Annotated in this window: 12 protein-coding genes and 1 pseudogene; 6 read left to right on the top strand and 7 right to left on the bottom strand. The window is 66.9% G+C overall.

The features are described 5' to 3' along the window. Positions 1–5: 5 nt before the first annotated feature. Complete coding sequence (locus tag IG84_RS0109805) at positions 6–1,214, bottom strand: cytochrome P450 (RefSeq protein ID WP_031053940.1); 1,209 nt, start codon at positions 1,212–1,214, stop codon at positions 6–8. Positions 1,215–1,407: 193 nt separating this feature from the next. On the opposite strand from IG84_RS0109805, the gene IG84_RS0109800 reads away from it, so the two are divergent. Both IG84_RS0109800 and IG84_RS37820 read left to right on the top strand, forming a co-directional pair. Further along, positions 1,408–2,082 carry a GbsR/MarR family transcriptional regulator gene (locus IG84_RS0109800; RefSeq protein WP_031053939.1) on the top strand — a complete coding sequence of 225 codons (675 nt, stop codon included), beginning with the start codon at positions 1,408–1,410 and terminating at the stop codon, positions 2,080–2,082. Positions 2,083–2,355: 273 nt separating this feature from the next. Next, positions 2,356–3,207, top strand: a pseudogene (locus IG84_RS37820) (IS5 family transposase). 201 nt (positions 3,208–3,408) lie between these two features. Here the strand turns inward: IG84_RS37820 and IG84_RS0109790 are convergent. Further along, positions 3,409–4,245 carry a helix-turn-helix domain-containing protein gene (locus IG84_RS0109790; protein ID WP_031053938.1) on the bottom strand — a complete coding sequence of 279 codons (837 nt, stop codon included), beginning with the start codon at positions 4,243–4,245 and terminating at the stop codon, positions 3,409–3,411. Positions 4,246–4,368: 123 nt separating this feature from the next. Between IG84_RS0109790 and IG84_RS0109785 the strand changes: the two genes are divergently transcribed. Further along, positions 4,369–5,223 carry an oxidoreductase gene (locus tag IG84_RS0109785; protein ID WP_031053935.1) on the top strand — a complete coding sequence of 285 codons (855 nt, stop codon included), beginning with the start codon at positions 4,369–4,371 and terminating at the stop codon, positions 5,221–5,223. A gap of 808 nt (positions 5,224–6,031) precedes the next feature. Further along, positions 6,032–6,361 carry a helix-turn-helix transcriptional regulator gene (locus IG84_RS0109775; protein WP_051861562.1) on the top strand — a complete coding sequence of 110 codons (330 nt, stop codon included), beginning with the start codon at positions 6,032–6,034 and terminating at the stop codon, positions 6,359–6,361. 12 nt (positions 6,362–6,373) lie between these two features. Here the strand turns inward: IG84_RS0109775 and IG84_RS0109770 are convergent, their stop codons facing one another. Continuing rightward, a complete protein-coding gene (locus tag IG84_RS0109770) occupies positions 6,374–7,117 on the bottom strand; it encodes a GAF and ANTAR domain-containing protein (RefSeq protein ID WP_063761770.1) in 744 nt (247 codons plus the stop codon). 417 nt (positions 7,118–7,534) lie between these two features. Here IG84_RS0109770 and IG84_RS0109765 point away from each other — a divergent pair, with 417 nt between their 5' ends. After that, complete coding sequence (locus tag IG84_RS0109765) at positions 7,535–9,700, top strand: ATP-binding protein (RefSeq protein WP_051861561.1); 2,166 nt, start codon at positions 7,535–7,537, stop codon at positions 9,698–9,700. A 517-nt stretch (positions 9,701–10,217) separates the two neighbouring features. Continuing rightward, positions 10,218–11,666: an MFS transporter gene (locus IG84_RS0109755; RefSeq protein ID WP_169749868.1), complete on the top strand. Its 1,449-nt coding sequence runs from the start codon at positions 10,218–10,220 to the stop codon at positions 11,664–11,666. 404 nt (positions 11,667–12,070) lie between these two features. On the opposite strand, the gene IG84_RS0109750 is transcribed toward IG84_RS0109755, so the two are convergent. The 4 genes from IG84_RS0109750 to IG84_RS0109735 all read right to left on the bottom strand — a co-directional run bounded on the left by IG84_RS0109750 (position 12,071) and on the right by IG84_RS0109735 (position 16,474). Beyond that, the gene (locus tag IG84_RS0109750; protein ID WP_031053922.1) at positions 12,071–12,538 is read right to left on the bottom strand and encodes a hypothetical protein; all 468 of its coding nucleotides are present in this window, start codon (positions 12,536–12,538) and stop codon (positions 12,071–12,073) included. A 59-nt stretch (positions 12,539–12,597) separates the two neighbouring features. Further along, on the bottom strand, positions 12,598–14,385 hold the full coding sequence (uidA, locus tag IG84_RS0109745) for a beta-glucuronidase (protein ID WP_031053920.1): 1,788 nt from the start codon (positions 14,383–14,385) through the stop codon (positions 12,598–12,600). A 360-nt stretch (positions 14,386–14,745) separates the two neighbouring features. Further along, positions 14,746–15,612 carry a carbohydrate ABC transporter permease gene (locus tag IG84_RS0109740; protein ID WP_051861577.1) on the bottom strand — a complete coding sequence of 289 codons (867 nt, stop codon included), beginning with the start codon at positions 15,610–15,612 and terminating at the stop codon, positions 14,746–14,748. A 10-nt stretch (positions 15,613–15,622) separates the two neighbouring features. Continuing rightward, a complete protein-coding gene (locus IG84_RS0109735) occupies positions 15,623–16,474 on the bottom strand; it encodes a carbohydrate ABC transporter permease (RefSeq protein ID WP_342668416.1) in 852 nt (283 codons plus the stop codon). Positions 16,475–16,491 lie beyond the last annotated feature (17 nt).

Genomic DNA, 16,491 nt, shown 5'->3' with positions numbered 1-16,491 from the left:
CGCGGTCACACGTCCCAGGTGACCGGAAGGCTCTTCACCCCGTAGATGTCCGCGGTCTCCGGGCGCAGGCCGACCTCTTCGGCCGGTACGGCCAGGCGCAGCGTGGGGAAGCGCGTGACCAGGGCGGAGAACGCGACCCGCATTTCGACGCGGGCCAGTTGCTGGCCCAGGCACTGGTGGATGCCGTGGCCGAAGGCCAGATGCCCGCCGTCCTGCCGCTTCAGGTCGAGCACGTGCGGGTCGGTGAAGCGCTCGGGATCGCGGTTGGCGGTGTGGTACGAGAGGATGACGGGCGCGCCGGCCTTGATGGTCTGGCCGCCCAGCTCGACGTCCTCCAGCGCGGTCCTCATGAACGTCTTGGCGACGCTCAGATACCGCAGCAGCTCCTCCACGGCCTGGTCGGTGAGCCCGGGATCGGCGCGCAGCGCGGCCAGTTGCGCCGGGTTCTGCAGCAGCGCGAAGGTGCCCAGCGCGAGCATGTTGGCGGTGGTGTCGAGCCCGGCCGCCAGCAGGATCAGACTGATCCCTCTGAGTTCCTCATCGGTCAGGTCGCTGTCGGTGAGGTCGCTCAGTACGTCGTCGGTGGGGTGCGCGCGCTTGGCGGCCACCAGCTCCGCGAGGTAGTTCTGGGTCGCGGTGTAGGCCGCTATCAGGTCCTCGTCGCTGGTCTCCCCGTTCATGAAGGACTCGACGTTCGCCTGGAAGGAGCCCCGGTCCTGGTACGGCACCCCCAGCAGCTCGCAAATGACGATGGCGGGGATGGGCTTGGCGAACGCCGTCACCAGGTCGGCCGGCGGTCCGGTCTTCTCCATGGCGTCCAGGCAGTCGGCGGTGATCTGCTCGACGCGCTCGGTGAGCAGTCGCATCCGCCGTACGGTGAACTTGCCCATCAGCGGCTTGCGATAGCGCCGGTGCTCCGGGTCGTCCATGAGGAGGAACTCGCCGGGCGACGCCGGAGGGACCTCGATGTCGCCGTAGTCGATGGTCGGGTGGTAGCGCATGAGCTCCTTGCGCGAGCTGAACCGCGAGTCGGCCAGCACCGATCTGACCAGGTCGTATCCGGTGATCAGCCAGCCGGCCTTGCCGCCGGGGAAGGTGTAGTGGCTGATGGGGCCGTGCCGGCGGGCGTCCGTCAGCTCTGCCGGCGGGTCGAAGGGGCAGCCGGACTGACGCGCCGTCGGCAGCGTTGTGACGGTGTGGACGGATTCACCCATGACCATTCCTCATCTCGCGACAGTACGCGTTTAACACACCCCGAAAGCTACGTTGCATTCACCGCTCCGTCAATAAATCAATAACCAACTCCCCAAGTTTTCCCAGGTACATGGCGGCAAATCGATGCAATGACCCTGACCTCGAATGCAACACCGCGTTGCAATGAATGACGGCAAAGGCAATACTGACGGCATGCCAGGAGGACGATTGACCCAGCAGGACCGCCAGCGCATCGCGGCCGGACTCGCCGACGGCCTCTCCTACGCCGAGATCGCCAGACGGCTCGACCGGACGACCTCGACGATCAGCCGGGAGGTCGCACGCAACGGCGGCCCCAGCAGCTACCGGCCCCAGCAGGCGCACCACGCGACGGTCCAACGGGCGCGGCGAGGCACACCGGCACCCCCGCGCGAGGCCGGTGCGCCGAGCAGCGCGGCGGAAGAGGAGATCATCGAGCTGGCGGTCAGGTCGGGGATGCCGAGGATGACGGCGCGCGTACACGTCGACCTATTGCTCTCCGAGGACGGCAGACGCACCGCAGCCGAGCTGACCCGCAGGCTGAATGTCAGCCCGGCCTCCGTCTCCCTGGCCGTGAACTTCCTGGTCCAGCACGGCTATGTCCGGCGCGAGCGCGACCCGCAACGGCGCCGCGACATCTACGTGATCGACGACGACGCCTGGTACCACTCGATCGTGGTCAGCTCACAGCAGACCCTCGCGTCGGCGCGCGCCGCGATGGCAGCAGCGGAAACCTTCGGGCCCGACACCCCCGTCGGACAACGGCTGACCAGAGCAGGCACATTCCTGGAACGAGTCATCCTGGACATGAGAGACTCCGCCGACCGCTGGCGCTCCCTGCTGGCCTGACGAGTCCCAAACATGCAAAAACCTGCTTCGGGCGATCCCCCGCAACGCCCTACAATGACGCGTATATGCAGGTCAGAACAGCTTCTCCAGTCCGCAGGTCAGCAAAGTGTCAGCATTGGACGGAGAAGTTTCATCTTGGCCGGCAAGACGCTCGCCCACGGCATGGGCACGTTCCGCAAGAAGTGCAAGTGCGCTAAGAGAGCATCTGATCTAGGTAGTTGGTGTTCTGGGATGGTTTTGTGACTTGTGGCGTTGACGGTCGTTGCGCGGTGTGTGAGTGCTCGTCGTTCGTACCGCAGTGATGTGTCCGATGCCCGCTGGGCTTTGATCGAGCCGGTCTTCACGGCCTGGCGGGCGAGACGGACCGGGCCGGGGGCGGCAGCCCGGGTGCACGATCTGCGGGAGATCGTCAATGCGATCCTGTAGGTCAACCGCACCGGCATCCCATGGGAGTACCTGCCGCACGACTTCCCGCCGTACAAGACGGTCTACGACTACTACGCGAAGTGGGAAGCTGACGGGACCACCCGGCAGGTCCACGACCTGTTACGCGACAGGACCCGGCGGGCTCACGGCCGCAAAACGGAGCCGACCGCGGGCGTGGTGAACGCCCAAAGCGTCAAGACCTCGGCAAACGTCGCCGAGGCCAGTCAGGGCATCGACGCCGGCAAGAAGATCAAAGGACGCAAGCGACACCTGATCACTGACGCGCTCGGTCTGGTGCTGGCTGTCCTTGTCACCGCCACGAATGTGCACGACACCAGCGGTGGCAAGCTCCTGCTCGACCAGCTGGCCGCGGCCCATCCCAGCGTGACGAAGGTCTGGGCCGACGGCGGTTACCAGAGCAGCATTCTCCACCACGGCGCCCGGCTGGGCATCGATGTCGAGGTCGCGCGGCGGCCACGTGCGAAGGGGTTTGAACCGCTTCCGAAGCGGTGGGTGATCGAGCGAACCTTTGGCTGGCTGATGCAGCACCGGCGCCTGGCACGGAACTACGAAGCCCTACCGCAGCGATCCCAGGCGATGGTCCACTGGGCGATGGCTAACAAAATGTCTCGCGAACTGACCGGAGAATCCACACCAACGTGGCGAACCGAAACGGACATCCCACTCACATCCGCGTGAACATTGATCAGATGCCCTCTAACAGCGTCGCGCTGATGCCCAGCACGGCGCCGATGAGAGTGCTGATCTGTGTCCCCCCAATTCACGGGGCGCACCATAGGTCCGTCATAGCCTCTGCGACACCCCGCCTATCGCGCCAGGGGCCATGGTCGTTGGGTGTGGTGCCTCGTCCGAGCCACGAGACGTGCTGCCGAACCCAGATCACCGTGGCGAGTCCGGTGACTGCATGCTCCGGGCAAGCTCGTCCAGCTTCCGTTCATCAGGGCTGGTCGGCGCGCCGAAATACACGTACAGAACGTGCCCCTCGGAGCCCGCCAGCGCGAACGTCTCGAAGTCGAGCCGGAGCACTCCGGCTCCGTCGACCGCGATCCGTTTCTGTCCCATGACCCGGTCGTACACGTCGTGGGAGTCCCAGAGCGCCCGGAAGGTTCCGCTCTGAGCACGCATGTCGGCTACAAGCGCGTCGACTTCCGGGCGACGTGCTGCCGCGGTGGCCCTCAGGCCGGCGACAGCCTGAAGGGTGATGTCTTTCCAGTCGGGGTAGACCTGGCGTGCCCGGGGGTCAAGAAAGGTGAATTCGATCAGATTGCGGCCCGCGTTCCAGGCTGGATTGACCCGCGCGGCCAGGTCCGTGCCCGCCAGGACGTCACGGCGGGGACTCACGACGAATGCCGGCAGGTCACGCCAGCGGTGCAGGAGATACTCCACCCCTGACCGTACGGTCCGGCTGGTTGCCATATCGGGTTGAGCGGGAGTCAGAGAAGGGGCGGCAAGAGACCACAGGTAGGCGCGTTCCGTGTCGTCGAGGCCCAGGGTGCGGGCCAGGGCTTCCAGGATCTCCCGGGAAGGGTTGCGGTCACGCCCCTGCTCAAGCCGTGTGTAGTACGACGGACTGATGCCCGCCAGAAGCGCCAGCTCCTCTCGGCGCAGTCCCCTGACCCGACGCCGGGTGTGGTCGACGATACCGGCGGAAGCGGCGTCGACCTTTTCCCGGCGACTGCGCAGGAAGGAACCGAGCGGAGTGTCATCACGAGCCATGAAATGCGACTTTACCGCTGGGAACGGCTCATCGTGCGTCCGGCATGAACGGGAAGCTGTCCCTGCGAGAGCCACCCTTGAGGGGGTGTGGCACCGGGCCGCATCTGTCGGTTGCATGGAGACATGTTCAACAGCACCGACGAAACTTCCGTATGGCTGATCACTGGCTGCTCCAGCGGCCTGGGCCGCGCCCTCGCCGAGCACGTTCTCGGCCGCGGTGACCGAGTCGCGGTCACCGCCCGTGACCGAGCCGCCGTCACCGACCTCGCCGACCGGTACCGCAACCGAGCGCTGGCCCTGAGCCTGGACGTCACCGACCCGGACTCGGTCGCTGCCGCGGTCACCTCCTGCGAGGAGCACTTCGGGCGCATCGATGTGCTGGTCAACAACGCCGGCTACGGGTACCTCGCGGCCGTCGAGGAAGGCGAAGACGCAGCCGTGCGGGCCATCTTCGACACCAACGTGCACGGCGTGGTGACCGTTCTCAAGGCCGTTCTGCCCGGCATGCGAGCCCGCCGCTCGGGACGCATCGTCAACGTTTCCTCATTCGGCGGGCTCGCCGCGTTCGCGGCCACGGGCTACTACCACGCCACCAAGTTCGCTCTGGAGGGACTTTCCGAGTCACTGGCAGCCGAGCTCGCCCCGCTGGGAATCGGGGTGACGATCGTGGAGCCGGGTGGTCTGCGCACCGAGTGGGCGGGACGGTCCATGCAACTGTCCCCCTTGCGGCTGGAGGACTACGAAGAAACCGCAGGCAAGCGCCGCGCCTCCACACTCGCAGCCTCCGGCCGCCAGCCCGGCGACCCGGCAAAGGCCGCCGCGGCAATCGCAGAAACGGTGTATGCCGACCGGCCGCCCCTGCGCCTGCTTCTCGGTTCGGACGCCCTGGCAGGTGCACGGGCTCGCCTTGAGCGCCTGCACCAGGAGATCGATGCCAATGAATCTCTCACCAGGAGCGCAGACCTGGAGGGACAGTGAACCCCGCAGGTGCCTTCGTCGTGGTCGGCGCCGGGCCGGGACTCGGTGCCACTACCGCCCGGCGCTTCGGTCGTGAAGGGCATCCGGTCGGTCTGGTCGCCGCAACCACACGGCACTGGAGACGATCGCCGCCGACCTGACCACAGCACAGTGAGGCGCTGATCACCTGGGTGGCGATCACGTTGATGACCCACCGTCGGACCCGCCCGGCCCGCCAGGCTCTTTCCCGTGCTCCGCGGCTCGGCGCCGGGCGTCCAGCCATGCGAAGCCTGCCCGGATCTGCGCAGACCGCAGGCACCGGGCCGAGCAGACCATGACCAGTCTCTTGCCGTCGCGCCCAGGGTGGCGCGCACAGATCGCTGAGGAGTCCGGCAGGACGGACAGCAACGGATCGCCGCCCTCCCACAGCCCTGGCTCCCTCACGCGGCCGCACTCGTCGCACGCCTCCAGCAGCGGCCCCTCATCGTCCTCGCCGTCCACTGCGCCGTTTTCCGGTCCATCCCAGCCCATGTCAGCGCTCCCGCGGTGATCCGGGACAATGACCCTCGCCCCGCTCCATCCCGCAGACCTACCCCGTCCGGCGATCCCTACGGAGGTTCCCAAACGGCTCACACAACCCGCGCGCCACGAGCACCGGTTTTGTCTCGCGTTCACCGGGCATGCGCGAGCCGTACGGGAGTCCGCAGCCCCTCCATGCGGGGCGCTGGATGGTGAGAAGGCAGCTGCCCGGCGCCGGCCGAGGAGCAGGTGCCAGGACACACCGTCCCAGCCGGCGTCCCCGGTGGGCGGTATCGAAGGGGCAGGGGTCATGGTGGAGTGGCACGTCGGAGGGTGGAGTTTCCTCACCAAACATGCCCACGTACTCCTGGCCATCGCGCGCGACCCCGCCGCGCGCCTCTGTGATATCGCGGCGGCGTGTCAGATCGCCGAGCGCACTGCCCAGACCGTGGTCTGCGACCTCGAAGCGGCCGGTTACCTCCGCCGGGAGCGGATCGGTCGACGCACCCACTACGCCCTCCGCCCGGAGGGCACCTTCCGCCATCCGGCAGAGGCCGGCCTGCCCATCCAGGCGCTGCTGGAAGCCTTCATCCCCTCACCACAGCGGACAGTGAAGCCACCTCGCCTGTCGACGAGGTGAGAAACAGACGAGTCAGAGAGTTTTCCCGTCGTGCGGCCGGCCCTCCTCCGTACTGGGCGGGAAAGGGAGGGCGACGGTGCCCTCGACGACTTCACGGGCCAGATCCGCGATGCGCATCTGATGATGACGAGCGTGGCAGCGCAGGCGCTGGAAAGCGGTGTCGGGGTCGATGGCGTGGTGGGAGGTGAGATAGCCCTTGGCCTGCTCGATGACGGTGCGGGTGTCCAGGGCTCCTTGGAGCTGTGCGCTCAGGGTGCGGTGGTGGTCCAGGGTGGTCTGCTGAAGCAAGGAGATGGCGGTGGCATCCGCCAGGGCCCGGGCCAGATGGCGGTCGGCCTCGGACAGGGCGCCGGGGACGCGGCGGAAGAGGTTCAGTACCCCGATGGTCTCCTTCCGCAGCAGGATCGGGCTGGCATGCACGGACAGGTAGCCGGCACCGCGGGCGCGGACGCTGAACTCCGGCCAGCGGCGGGAGGTGGTCAGGTCCGTGTGGTCGACGGGAACGGCGTCGTGGTACGCGGTGAAGCAGGGGCCTTCGCGGGCGTCGAGCTCGAAGAGCTCCACCAGACGGACCTGTTCGGAGGTGGTGGCCACCAGGCGCAGCGGTCCGGTGCCCGGCAGCGCCAGCATCACCCCGGCGTCGCCGATGTCGAGCAGGTCCATGCAGTGTTCGGCGACGCGGTAGAGGAAGTCAGCGGGGTCGAAGTCGGCGACCAGGGTGTCGGCCAGATCGATCAGCGCGGCGGCCACCCGCATCTCACGCGGGGGCGGAGACTCGCCGGGGGGGCGGGTCTGCGGCGGGCAGGGGCGGGAGGGGCATCACGGCCTCCGATCGGCGGTGTCAGCGACCGGACCGGAAGCATCATGCACGGGGACTGGGTGGAGACCACCCGGAAACAACCAGCACTGACCTGCCACCAGACTACGCCCGAAAACATGGTCCTTTCAGCACCGGCCCAACGCCCGCGCCAATCCGCCCACAGGGCGCGTTGCGGAAGATCGCAACCAGGTACTGAGTTACCTGGACATCTGACCTGCTGTGTCCCTGAATGGCTGCTCCAGGACCCGCGGCCGAACCTGCCGACCACAACTGCGGCTGCAGTACCAGTACTGTTTTTCTGACCGATAAGTGCCTTGCAGGAGTGGGTGATTGAGGTGGGGATGCAGCAGGGAATGGGGAACCTGCCCGCGCAGGCCACCCGGACAGTGGGGCGCGAACCGGAACTGGCGCAGCTGCGGAGGCTGGTGGCAAGAGCCCGGCTGGTGACCGTGACCGGGGTGGGCGGGGTCGGCAAGACTCGGCTGGCCCTGCAGGCCGCGGCCGATCTGCAGCCATGGTTCCGGGACGGGGCATGGCTGGTGGAGCTGTCTCCGCTGCGGAAGGGCAGCGTACTGCCGTTCGCCATCGCGGAGGCGCTGTCGGTGGCCGACCAGGCCCTGTGCCCCATGATCGATGTGGTGGCGGATCACCTGGCCGGCCGGGAGGTGCTGCTGATCTTGGACACCTGTGAACACCTCCCTGAAGCCTGCGCGTTGGTGGCCGAGACGCTGCTACGGGCCGCCCCGGGTCTGCGGATCGTGGCCACCAGCCGCCGCCCGCTCGACATGATGGTGGAGGAGGTGTTCACCCTGGAGCCGCTGCCGGTCCCCAAGGCGGGCGCCCCCGCCCCGGGCGAGGACGCGGGGGACGCGGGGGATGCGGTGGCGCTGTTGGCGGACCGGGCCGCGGCGGCCGTGCCCGGCTTCGCGGTCACCGAGGCCAACTGGCCACAGGCAGCGGCCTTGTGCCGGCGGCTGGAAGGGCTTCCGCTGGCGATCGAGCTGGCCGCCGCCCGGCTCGGCGAGCTGCCGCTGACCGAGCTGACCCGGCGGCTGGAGGACCGGTTCACGGTGCTCAAGACCACCGAGGAGCCGACGCACGAGGCAGACGCTCCCGCGAGCTCTCGGCTTCCCTCCATCAGGGAAGTACCCCCTTGGCATCGGGCGCTGCGCACCGCGATCGGCTGGAGCCATCAACTGTGCACCCCCGCCGAGCGGTTGCTGTGGGCTCGCCTGTCGGTATTCGCCGGGTCTTTCGACCCCGCGGTGGCGATGCAGGTGTGCGCCGATGAGCATCTGCCCGCCGAGCAGATCCCGAAGCTGCTCGGCAAGCTGGTGCACGAGTCCCTCCTCATCTGGCAGCCGACCGCGGCCGGGGAGCGGTACCGGATGCTCGATACCATCCGCGAATACGGCGCCCACTGGCTGCGCCTCCTGGGCGAGCGGCGCCGGCTGCACCGCCGCCACCGAGACTTCTACCTGGCGCTGGCCCGCGCGGGCGACACGGCCTGGTTCGGTCCTGACGAGTTCGCCTGGTTCGACCGGGTCTGCAGCGAGCACGACAACCTGCGCGCCGCCCTGGAGTTCTGTCTGACCGAGCCTGAGGGACATACAGCGCTGGATCTGGCCGGGGCGCTGTGGTTCCTGTGGTATCCCTGCGGGTTTCTCAAAGAGGGCCAGCACTATCTGGAGCGAGCCCTGGCGCTGGACACCGCGCCCAGCCGGGCCCGCAACAAGGCCCTGTGGGCCTGCGCCCTCACCGCCCTGCTGCAAGGCGACACCTGCACCGGCACGGCCCTGGCCCAGGAGTGCACCGCAGTGGCCGAACAGCTCGGTGACAGCGACGCGTTGACCCTCGCCCTGGTCACCACTCATAGCGCGGCGTGGATACGCGGCGACCTGGACGAGGTGGTGTCCACCATGGAGTCCCTGCGTCCCCATCGGCGCCCCGGCGAACTCACCCTCGCCACGCAGTGTGTGCACGTCGGCCTCGCCAAGGTGCAGGCCGCCCGGGGGCGGTTCGAGGACGCCGTCGCCGAACTGGAGGAGCTGCGCGCCCTGTGCGCCCGGCGCGGCGAGCGGTGGGCGCGGGCCACCGCCGACTGGCATCAGGCACGCATCGAGCTGGCCCGCGGCAACCCGCAGGCCGCCCACGCCTGCGCCCGGACCTCCCTGGAGGTCAACCACCGGCTGCACGACCGTCCGGGCGTGGCGATCTGTCTCGACCTGCTCGCCCGGGCCGCGGCTGCCCGCGGGCACGCCGAGCGCGCCGCCCACCTGCTCGGTCTGGCCCAGCAGGTCTGGGACATCCTCGGCCGGATACAGTTCGGCGTTCCGGAGCACATCGCCGTGCGCCATGCCTGCGAACAGCAACTCCGCCACGCCCTCGGGAACCACGCCTTCGAGACAGCGTTCCGCACCGGGTACGAGACCGACCCGGACACCGGCATCGCCCACATTCTGAGCACGCCGAGCGCCTCTCGCCCGGGCACCTCACAGGACCTACCCGGCTGGGACTGACCCCTTTGCGACGACAGGTTCCGTCGATTGCCGCTGAAACAGGCGAGGTGGCGAGAGAACCGGTCGTATGTGGGATGCGCCGCGGTTGTTTCCACTCGGTTGCCGCCAGTCGGTGAGGCGAGCGCTGGGCGGCTGCTATGTGTGAACGGTTCTGCCATGCCTCCGGAATGGAGAGAGGAGAGGCGGATGGGTTTTGTCTCCTCCGCCAGATGGCTCTGGCTGATCGGCGCTGTCGGCCCGGGCGTCGTTGCCGCCGCTGTCGCCACGGGCAGCCGTACCAACCTGATCGGTGTGCTGATGACGTGACCACTGCTGGCATCCACTCAGCTGGACAGTCGCCTGACCGCCGCCTCGGTGCATGCGACCTGGGCGGCACACCGACTTCGCTACCGACGACGATGTCACCCTCGTCCTGACCGAACCCGAACCCTGCGTACTGCTCCAGGAAGAGGGGGCGGGCCGCCGTACGAACCGGCCGCGCACCACCCGGGTCACGACCACGCCCCAGGGGCGGACCGTGCGTACCGTTGACGGCCCTGACAGCAGGAAAGGCAGGATGATGGCTTCCGTCAATCCTGACGAGCATCGATTGCAGCCGTTCCCGCTGGTGCTCACCGCGCTCATCGCCGCCGAAGCGACCAGTGCCTTCGAGGCGGCGATGCTCACTTCAGCAGTGCCGAAGCTGATCGCCGATTTCCACCTCAAGACGACCGATGCCGGCTGGGCCCTCACCGGATTCACGCTGATGGTCGCCGCATCTGCCGTGATCGGCGGCAAACTCGGCGACCTCTTCGGCCGTAAGAAGGTCCTCAGCATCATCCTGTTGCTGTCCATTCTCGGCTCGGTGGTCAGCGTCGGATTCGGAACCTTTCCGGCGATCATCGCTGGACGCACCATTCAGGGCGCTTCCGGTGCCGTACTGCCGCTTGTGATGGGCATCTCACGCGAGGCGGTGGAGCCCCGGCGGGTTCCGATGACGGTAGCGGTCGTGGCGGGGACGGCGACCCTGGCCGGAGGGGTCGGATACTTCGTTTCGGGCGTGCTGATCCAATTCGCCACGTGGCAGGCGATCTTCGTTGCAGCGGCGGCCCTGGCCGCGTTCGCGGCCGTGCTGTGCCACTTCTGCCTGAGCCCGTCGCCCGTGTCCCACGTCAAGGGCGGGAAGATCGACGTGGTCGGTGCTGCCCTGTTCATTCCTGCCCTGACGCTGCTCCTCTACGGCGTAACTGCCTCGCAGACCGGTGAATGGACCAGTCCCGTGGTGCTCGGGACCACCGTCGCGGGGGCTCTCTTCTGTCTGTTCTGGGTGTGGTGGGAGCTGCGCGTGCCGGAACCGATGCTGAACCTCCGCCTGCTCACCGTCCCTAAGTACGCGCTGACGATGGGCATCGTCGCCTTCTTCGGGTTCGGCGCAATCGGCGGAATGCAACTGGTGCAACCGCTGCTGTTCCAGTCGCCCGATGGTGCGCCCGTGGGGCTGGGTATGAGACCGTCGCTGTTCGGGACGATGGCACTCGGCCTGTCCATCCTCGGTTTTCTTTTCGCGCCGGTCTCCGGTGTGGTAGCCCGGCGGGTCGGCGCGAAGCGCTCCATGCTCCTCGGCATGGCGCTCCTGACGGTCGCCATACCCAGCCATTTCCTCCTTCGGGAAAGCCTTCCGCTCATGGTCGTCGTGCTCGCGCTGACCGCCGTCGGCGTCACCTTCGCGTTGACCGCGATTCCCAATCTGCTCGCCGAGGTCCTGCCTAAAGAAAACATGAGCGCAGGCATGGGATTCTCCACGGTGATTCGGAGTCTTTTCCAGGCCGTGAGCCTCTCGATATTCGCGTTGGTCCTGTCGAGTTCCGTGGTTCCTGGCACACAGCATCCGCAGACCGGGGCGTACGGTCTCGTGATCGGGACGGCCACGGTCGGGGTCCTCATCGGGCTCGTGCTGGCCTTCCTGGTACGTGGCGGCCGGCCCTGACCTACCAGGCCAGGATCGCTTCTCGGGGTCGAAACGTCAGAACTGGGGACCACGAAGAACAGCGATACATCGCCTTGCGAGGGCCGCTCGAGGAAATGACGCAAGCCGAGGCCGGCTCGGCGGGGATGAATCCGCCAGACCTGTACGCCGCAGCGATCAGCTGGTGGTCTACGGCCGTCGCCCCCTGCGGTCTCGATCAGCTCATGGCCGGACTCCCCACTGACGGTGTGGACTTCTCTCGTGCGTTCCGACGGGCCTGTCGCTTCGGTGAAGAAGTCCCGCAGGACCGCGCGCAGCTGCCGCTGCTCATCGGTTTCGGACAACAGCTGAAGGTAGGTCCACCTCAGGGTTACGGCGGAACATGGGACCTCCATAGGTCAGCCAGCCTTGCCCGGCTACTGGGCCTACTTCTGCTGGGCCTGCTTCTGCTGGGCGTACTTCGCGGAAGCGGCGTTGATCTCCGCCATGGTGCTGGTCTTCCACTCGTTGTCACGGGCCCACGCGTTGTGCTCGCGGACGGGCTGCAACTGGCCCCGGAACTCCGGGATGACGTACTCGGCCCAGAGCTCGACAGCACGCTTCTGCCGGTCGAAGGTGGTGAAGTCGGTCAGCGTCATCACGGAACTGCCGAAACCACCGGTCTGGTCCGCCAGCTTCCGGATGAGCTCGATGGCCGTGTCCGGCGTCCCGATCAGGACCGCCCCGGACGCGATGGCGTCGTCGATCATTCCCTCGACGTCCGGCTTCTCCGAAGCGGGCAGCGGCGAGACGTGGGCGAGGTAGTTCCAGATCTCCTCGAAACCGTGGGCGCAGTCCCTGCGCGCCTGCTCCTCGGTCTCGGCGATGTGTGTGATGGCGGAGAGGCGCCTCATCCTTAGTGAACTGCGCGTAGTAGCGGGCCCGGCCACTGAGAGTGTGATCGGCCTCGCTCTCAGTCAGCCTTACGCCAGCGGGTGCGCAGGCTGAAGGCGGCGCTCTTCGGGCGGCGCTCACGCGTGAAGACCCCCTTCTTGTTCCCGTCGACGCGGAAGACGCCGGGCGCGGTGGCGAAGTCGGCGAAGTGCCATACCTGTTCTCCCACTACTGCGTCGATTCGGTCGAACACCCGGTGATACACCTCGAGCAGCTCCGTCTGGTACTCCTCGGTCCACGGGCTGGGCACAGCGCTGCGCAGACCGGGGTAGGTGTCGGCGCCGTACTCGGTGATGACGATGGGTTTGTCGTACTGCTCCACCCACTGCCGCAGTTCGGCTTCCAGCTCAGTCTCGGCCGCCGCCAGGTCATCGGGGCCGAAGTACCAGCCGTAGTAACGGTTGAGCAGTACGACGTCGAACAGGTCGGTGACCGCACACTGGTCCGGTGATCCCATCAGCGCGTTGACATAGGCAACGGGCCGGGTGGAGTCCAGGCGGCGGGCTTCGGCCGCCAGGGGGGCGAAATAGTCGCGCGCCTCCGGTTGGACGTTGTCGGGCTCGTTGGCGATGGACCAGAGGACGACGCTGGGGTGGTTCTTGTCCCGCGCGACGAGTTCCCGGATCGCCTGCAGGTGGGTGCGCTGAGCTGTTTCCCCGATGGTGTGCTGAGAGAACGTGGACACCTGCTTGCCGGACTTGAAGACACCTCCGGCGATGTTGAGATTCAGGCCGACCGCCGCAGTCTCGTCGATCACGACCACACCGTGCCGGTCGGCGTAGTCGAGGACCTCTTCCGCGTAGGGGTAGTGCGAGGTCCTGAACGAGTTCGCACCGGTCCACTCCATCAGCGCGAAGTCATGCACCATCAGCACGTCGTCATGGCCTCTGCCGCGCACCGCGGCGTCCTCGTGCTTGCCGAATCCTTTGAAATAGAAGGGGGTTCCGTTGATCAGGAACTGCTTGCCCCGCACCTCCACCGTGCGCACGCCGACGGGCTGGCGATAGCCGTCGATGACATAGCCCGAGGTGTCCGACAGCGTGGCCTCGAGTTCGTAGAGGTAGCCGTCGCCCGGTGCCCAGGGGTGCACGTCGGGCACCCGTAGTGTGCCGACCGCACCGATGGCGGCGGCCACCTCGGTGCCCGAGGCGTCGCGCAGCGACACATGGACCGAGTTCGCCTCCCCGGAGCAGTCCACTCGGTAGCCCACCACGCCGGTCATGCCCTCGAAGCTCGTGACCACGGTGATGTCGCTGATATGCGTGCGGGGCGTGGTGTAGAGCCAGACCGGCCGGTGCAGGCCCGCGTAGTTGAAGAAGTCATGGAAGTACCGCTGCGCTCGGCGGCCGTCGGGGCGTTCCTCGACACGGCCCGGCGGTATCGAACCCCACGTCAGTTCGTTGTTGACCACGGCGGTGACACGGTTCTCGGCTCCGGGCCGCAGGTGTGCGGTGACGTCGGCCTCGAACGGGGTGTAGCCGCCTTCGTGTGCCGCGACCTCGGTGTCGTTGACCCAGACGGTGGCGCGGTGTGTGGCTGCGTCGAACCGCAGGACGATCCGTTCGCCTGCCCATCGGGCCGGCACCCACATGCTCGTCTGGTACCACGCGTCGCCGACGTGGTCGCGGACTGTCACATCAGGGAAGATGTCGTTATAGCTGGCCGGTACCGGGATGTCCACGGCAGCAGCGAGCGGTGAACGCCACCAGCCTTCGGTGCGGCCGACTCCCTCCGGGTCGAGTCGGAGCCTCCACAGGCCGCCCAGTGAGCGGCGTTCACGGGTGGGGCCGTCCTGCGGGCGAAGCATCGTCGGTTCTCCTGTTCCTCGCGTGATGGTCACGCGGTGGTCGATGAGTAGAGAGCAAGCCTCGGAGTGCGCCATGCCAGTCCCGGATGGCAACGGGTCGTTGCGCGGGCCGTCGCCCGCGTTGGTCAGGCTCAGGCGACCGCGGGTGCCGTCGACTCGCGGGATCGGCGGAGCGTGATCGCGGCAGTCCGCTTTCGATCAGCTGGAAGCCGTCCACGTTGGCTTCGCGCAGCTCATCAGGTTCGGCTCGTCCGGGGTCCTCGTGCGGGTGGAAGGGACCGCGCTTGACTCCAACCGTCAGGCCGTGGCCGGATCGACGTGTGAACCGGCAGCAGCCAGTCGATGCTGATGGCACCCCGGCTATTTGATGCCGGTGTTGGCGATTCCCTGGATGAAGTGTTTCTGGAGGACCAGGAAGAGCAGGATGATCGGCGTGACGACGGTTACCGCGCCGGCCAGCAGCAGGCCGTAGTTGGTGCCGTTGGCTCCCACTGAGAACAACGCGAGCGCAACCGGCAGCGTGTAATGCTCCTCGGTCTGCGCGACCACGAGTGGCCACAGGAAGTTGTTCCACTGCGCGAGGAACGTCAAGATCGCCAGTGTCGCCAGAGCAGGTCGGCAGAGCGGAAGGATCACGCTGAGAAAGGTCCGGACTTCACCCGCGCCGTCGAGCCGGGCCGCCTCGACGAGGGAATCCGGGATGTCGTGGACGAACTGGCGCATGAGGAATACGCCGAGCGGCGTCACGAGGAACGGCAGGATAAGCCCCAGGTAGGAGTTGCTCAGGCCCATGTTGCTGACCAGGACGAAGAGCGGTACGAACGTGGTGACGCCCGGGATGATCAACATCGTGAGGACGAGGCTGAACAGGACGCGTTTCCCAGCGAACTCGATCTTCGCCAACGCATACCCTGCCATGGAGCAGAAAAGCAGATTCCCCATGACGCAGGCCATGGCAACCAGCGAACTGTTGAAGAAGTACAGTCCGAAGTTCTGCTTCGAAAGCAACCGGTCGAAGTTGACAAGGGTCGGAGAGTCGGGGAGCCACGTACTAGGATGAGCGACTATTTCACCAGTCGGCTTGACCGACCCGAGGAACATCCACGCGAACGGAGCCAGCGTCGCGAGGAGGCCAAGGATCAAGGTGCCGTAAAGCAAAGTACGGGCGGTCCGGGTGCTTCGGGGTGCGCCGGCGGCTCGGTCGGCCGGAACCGTCCTTGCGGTCATGGTAGCCATGTCAGACTTTCGCTCGGAAGATTCGGAATTGAACGAAGCTGAGCAGCGCGATCGCGGTCACCAGCACGTAGGAGGCGGCGGAGGCCAAACCGTAATTGCCGAATCCGAATTGCCGGTACGCGTAATAGCTGATCGATACCGTGCTGTCCAGGGGGCCACCACTCGTCATCACGAACGGTTCTTCGAAGAACTGAAGGTAACTGATGCTCAGAAGTATCGCGACGATCAGGGTGGTCGGCCTGAGAAGTGGCAGAGTGATACTCCGGAAAGCGCGCCATCGTGTAGCGCCGTCCATGCGTGCCGCCTCGTGCAGTTCGGCAGGCACCGATTGCAGTCCCGCCAGGAAGATCACCATGGGAATGCCGAAGTGGCGCCACACTGCCATCAGGATGAGCGCGGGCATCGACCAGTGCGGATCGTTCAGCCAGTCGGGGCCGTGGATTCCTATGGCGGCAAGGGCGGAATTGATCATCCCGTCCGGCTTGTAGAGGTACCTCCACACCACCGCGACTGCCACAATGCTCGTCACCACGGGGGCGAAGTACCCGACCCGGAAGAGTGCTTTCGCGCGCCGTATCCCTGAGTTGAGTGCGACGGCGAGGGCGAGGGCGATCACCATCGTCAGAGGAATTCCCACGGCGACGAAATAGAGTGTGTTGAGGACCGCGCGGACGAACGTCGGATCCGCGAACAGGGCGCTGTAGTTGTCGAGACCCACGAAGTTGACGCTGAATGGTGTCCGCACGTCCCGGCTGGTGATGTCGGTTACGCTCATCGACAGCGAGGAGAAGACCGGCCAGACACCGAAGGTGGCGAACAGCGCGACGAACGGTGAGCAGAAGCCCCAAGCCATCAGTGTGCGTCGAAGGC

This window comes from Streptomyces ochraceiscleroticus, assembly GCF_000720485.1.
Taxonomy (GTDB): Bacteria; Actinomycetota; Actinomycetes; order Streptomycetales; family Streptomycetaceae; genus Streptomyces; species Streptomyces ochraceiscleroticus.
The sequence above is the reverse complement of the archived record's forward strand: the minus strand, read 5'-3'. Positions and strand labels throughout refer to the sequence as shown.

What these genes read in the sequence shown, in the direction of transcription:
- IG84_RS0109790 (WP_031053938.1), bottom strand. Translation starts at nt 4,245, where the DNA reads ATGGCTCGTGATGACACTCCGCTCGGTTCCTTCCTGCGCAGTCGCCGG.
- IG84_RS0109785 (WP_031053935.1), top strand. Translation starts at nt 4,369, where the DNA reads ATGTTCAACAGCACCGACGAAACTTCCGTATGGCTGATCACTGGCTGC.
- IG84_RS0109775 (WP_051861562.1), top strand. Translation starts at nt 6,032, where the DNA reads ATGGTGGAGTGGCACGTCGGAGGGTGGAGTTTCCTCACCAAACATGCC.
- IG84_RS0109770 (WP_063761770.1), bottom strand. Translation starts at nt 7,117, where the DNA reads ATGCGGGTGGCCGCCGCGCTGATCGATCTGGCCGACACCCTGGTCGCC.
- IG84_RS0109805 (WP_031053940.1), bottom strand. Translation starts at nt 1,214, where the DNA reads ATGGGTGAATCCGTCCACACCGTCACAACGCTGCCGACGGCGCGTCAG.
- uidA (WP_031053920.1), bottom strand. Translation starts at nt 14,385, where the DNA reads ATGCTTCGCCCGCAGGACGGCCCCACCCGTGAACGCCGCTCACTGGGC.
- IG84_RS0109735 (WP_342668416.1), bottom strand. Translation starts at nt 16,474, where the DNA reads ATGGCTTGGGGCTTCTGCTCACCGTTCGTCGCGCTGTTCGCCACCTTC.
- IG84_RS0109800 (WP_031053939.1), top strand. Translation starts at nt 1,408, where the DNA reads ATGCCAGGAGGACGATTGACCCAGCAGGACCGCCAGCGCATCGCGGCC.
- IG84_RS0109750 (WP_031053922.1), bottom strand. Translation starts at nt 12,538, where the DNA reads ATGAGGCGCCTCTCCGCCATCACACACATCGCCGAGACCGAGGAGCAG.
- IG84_RS0109740 (WP_051861577.1), bottom strand. Translation starts at nt 15,612, where the DNA reads ATGACCGCAAGGACGGTTCCGGCCGACCGAGCCGCCGGCGCACCCCGA.
- IG84_RS0109765 (WP_051861561.1), top strand. Translation starts at nt 7,535, where the DNA reads ATGGGGAACCTGCCCGCGCAGGCCACCCGGACAGTGGGGCGCGAACCG.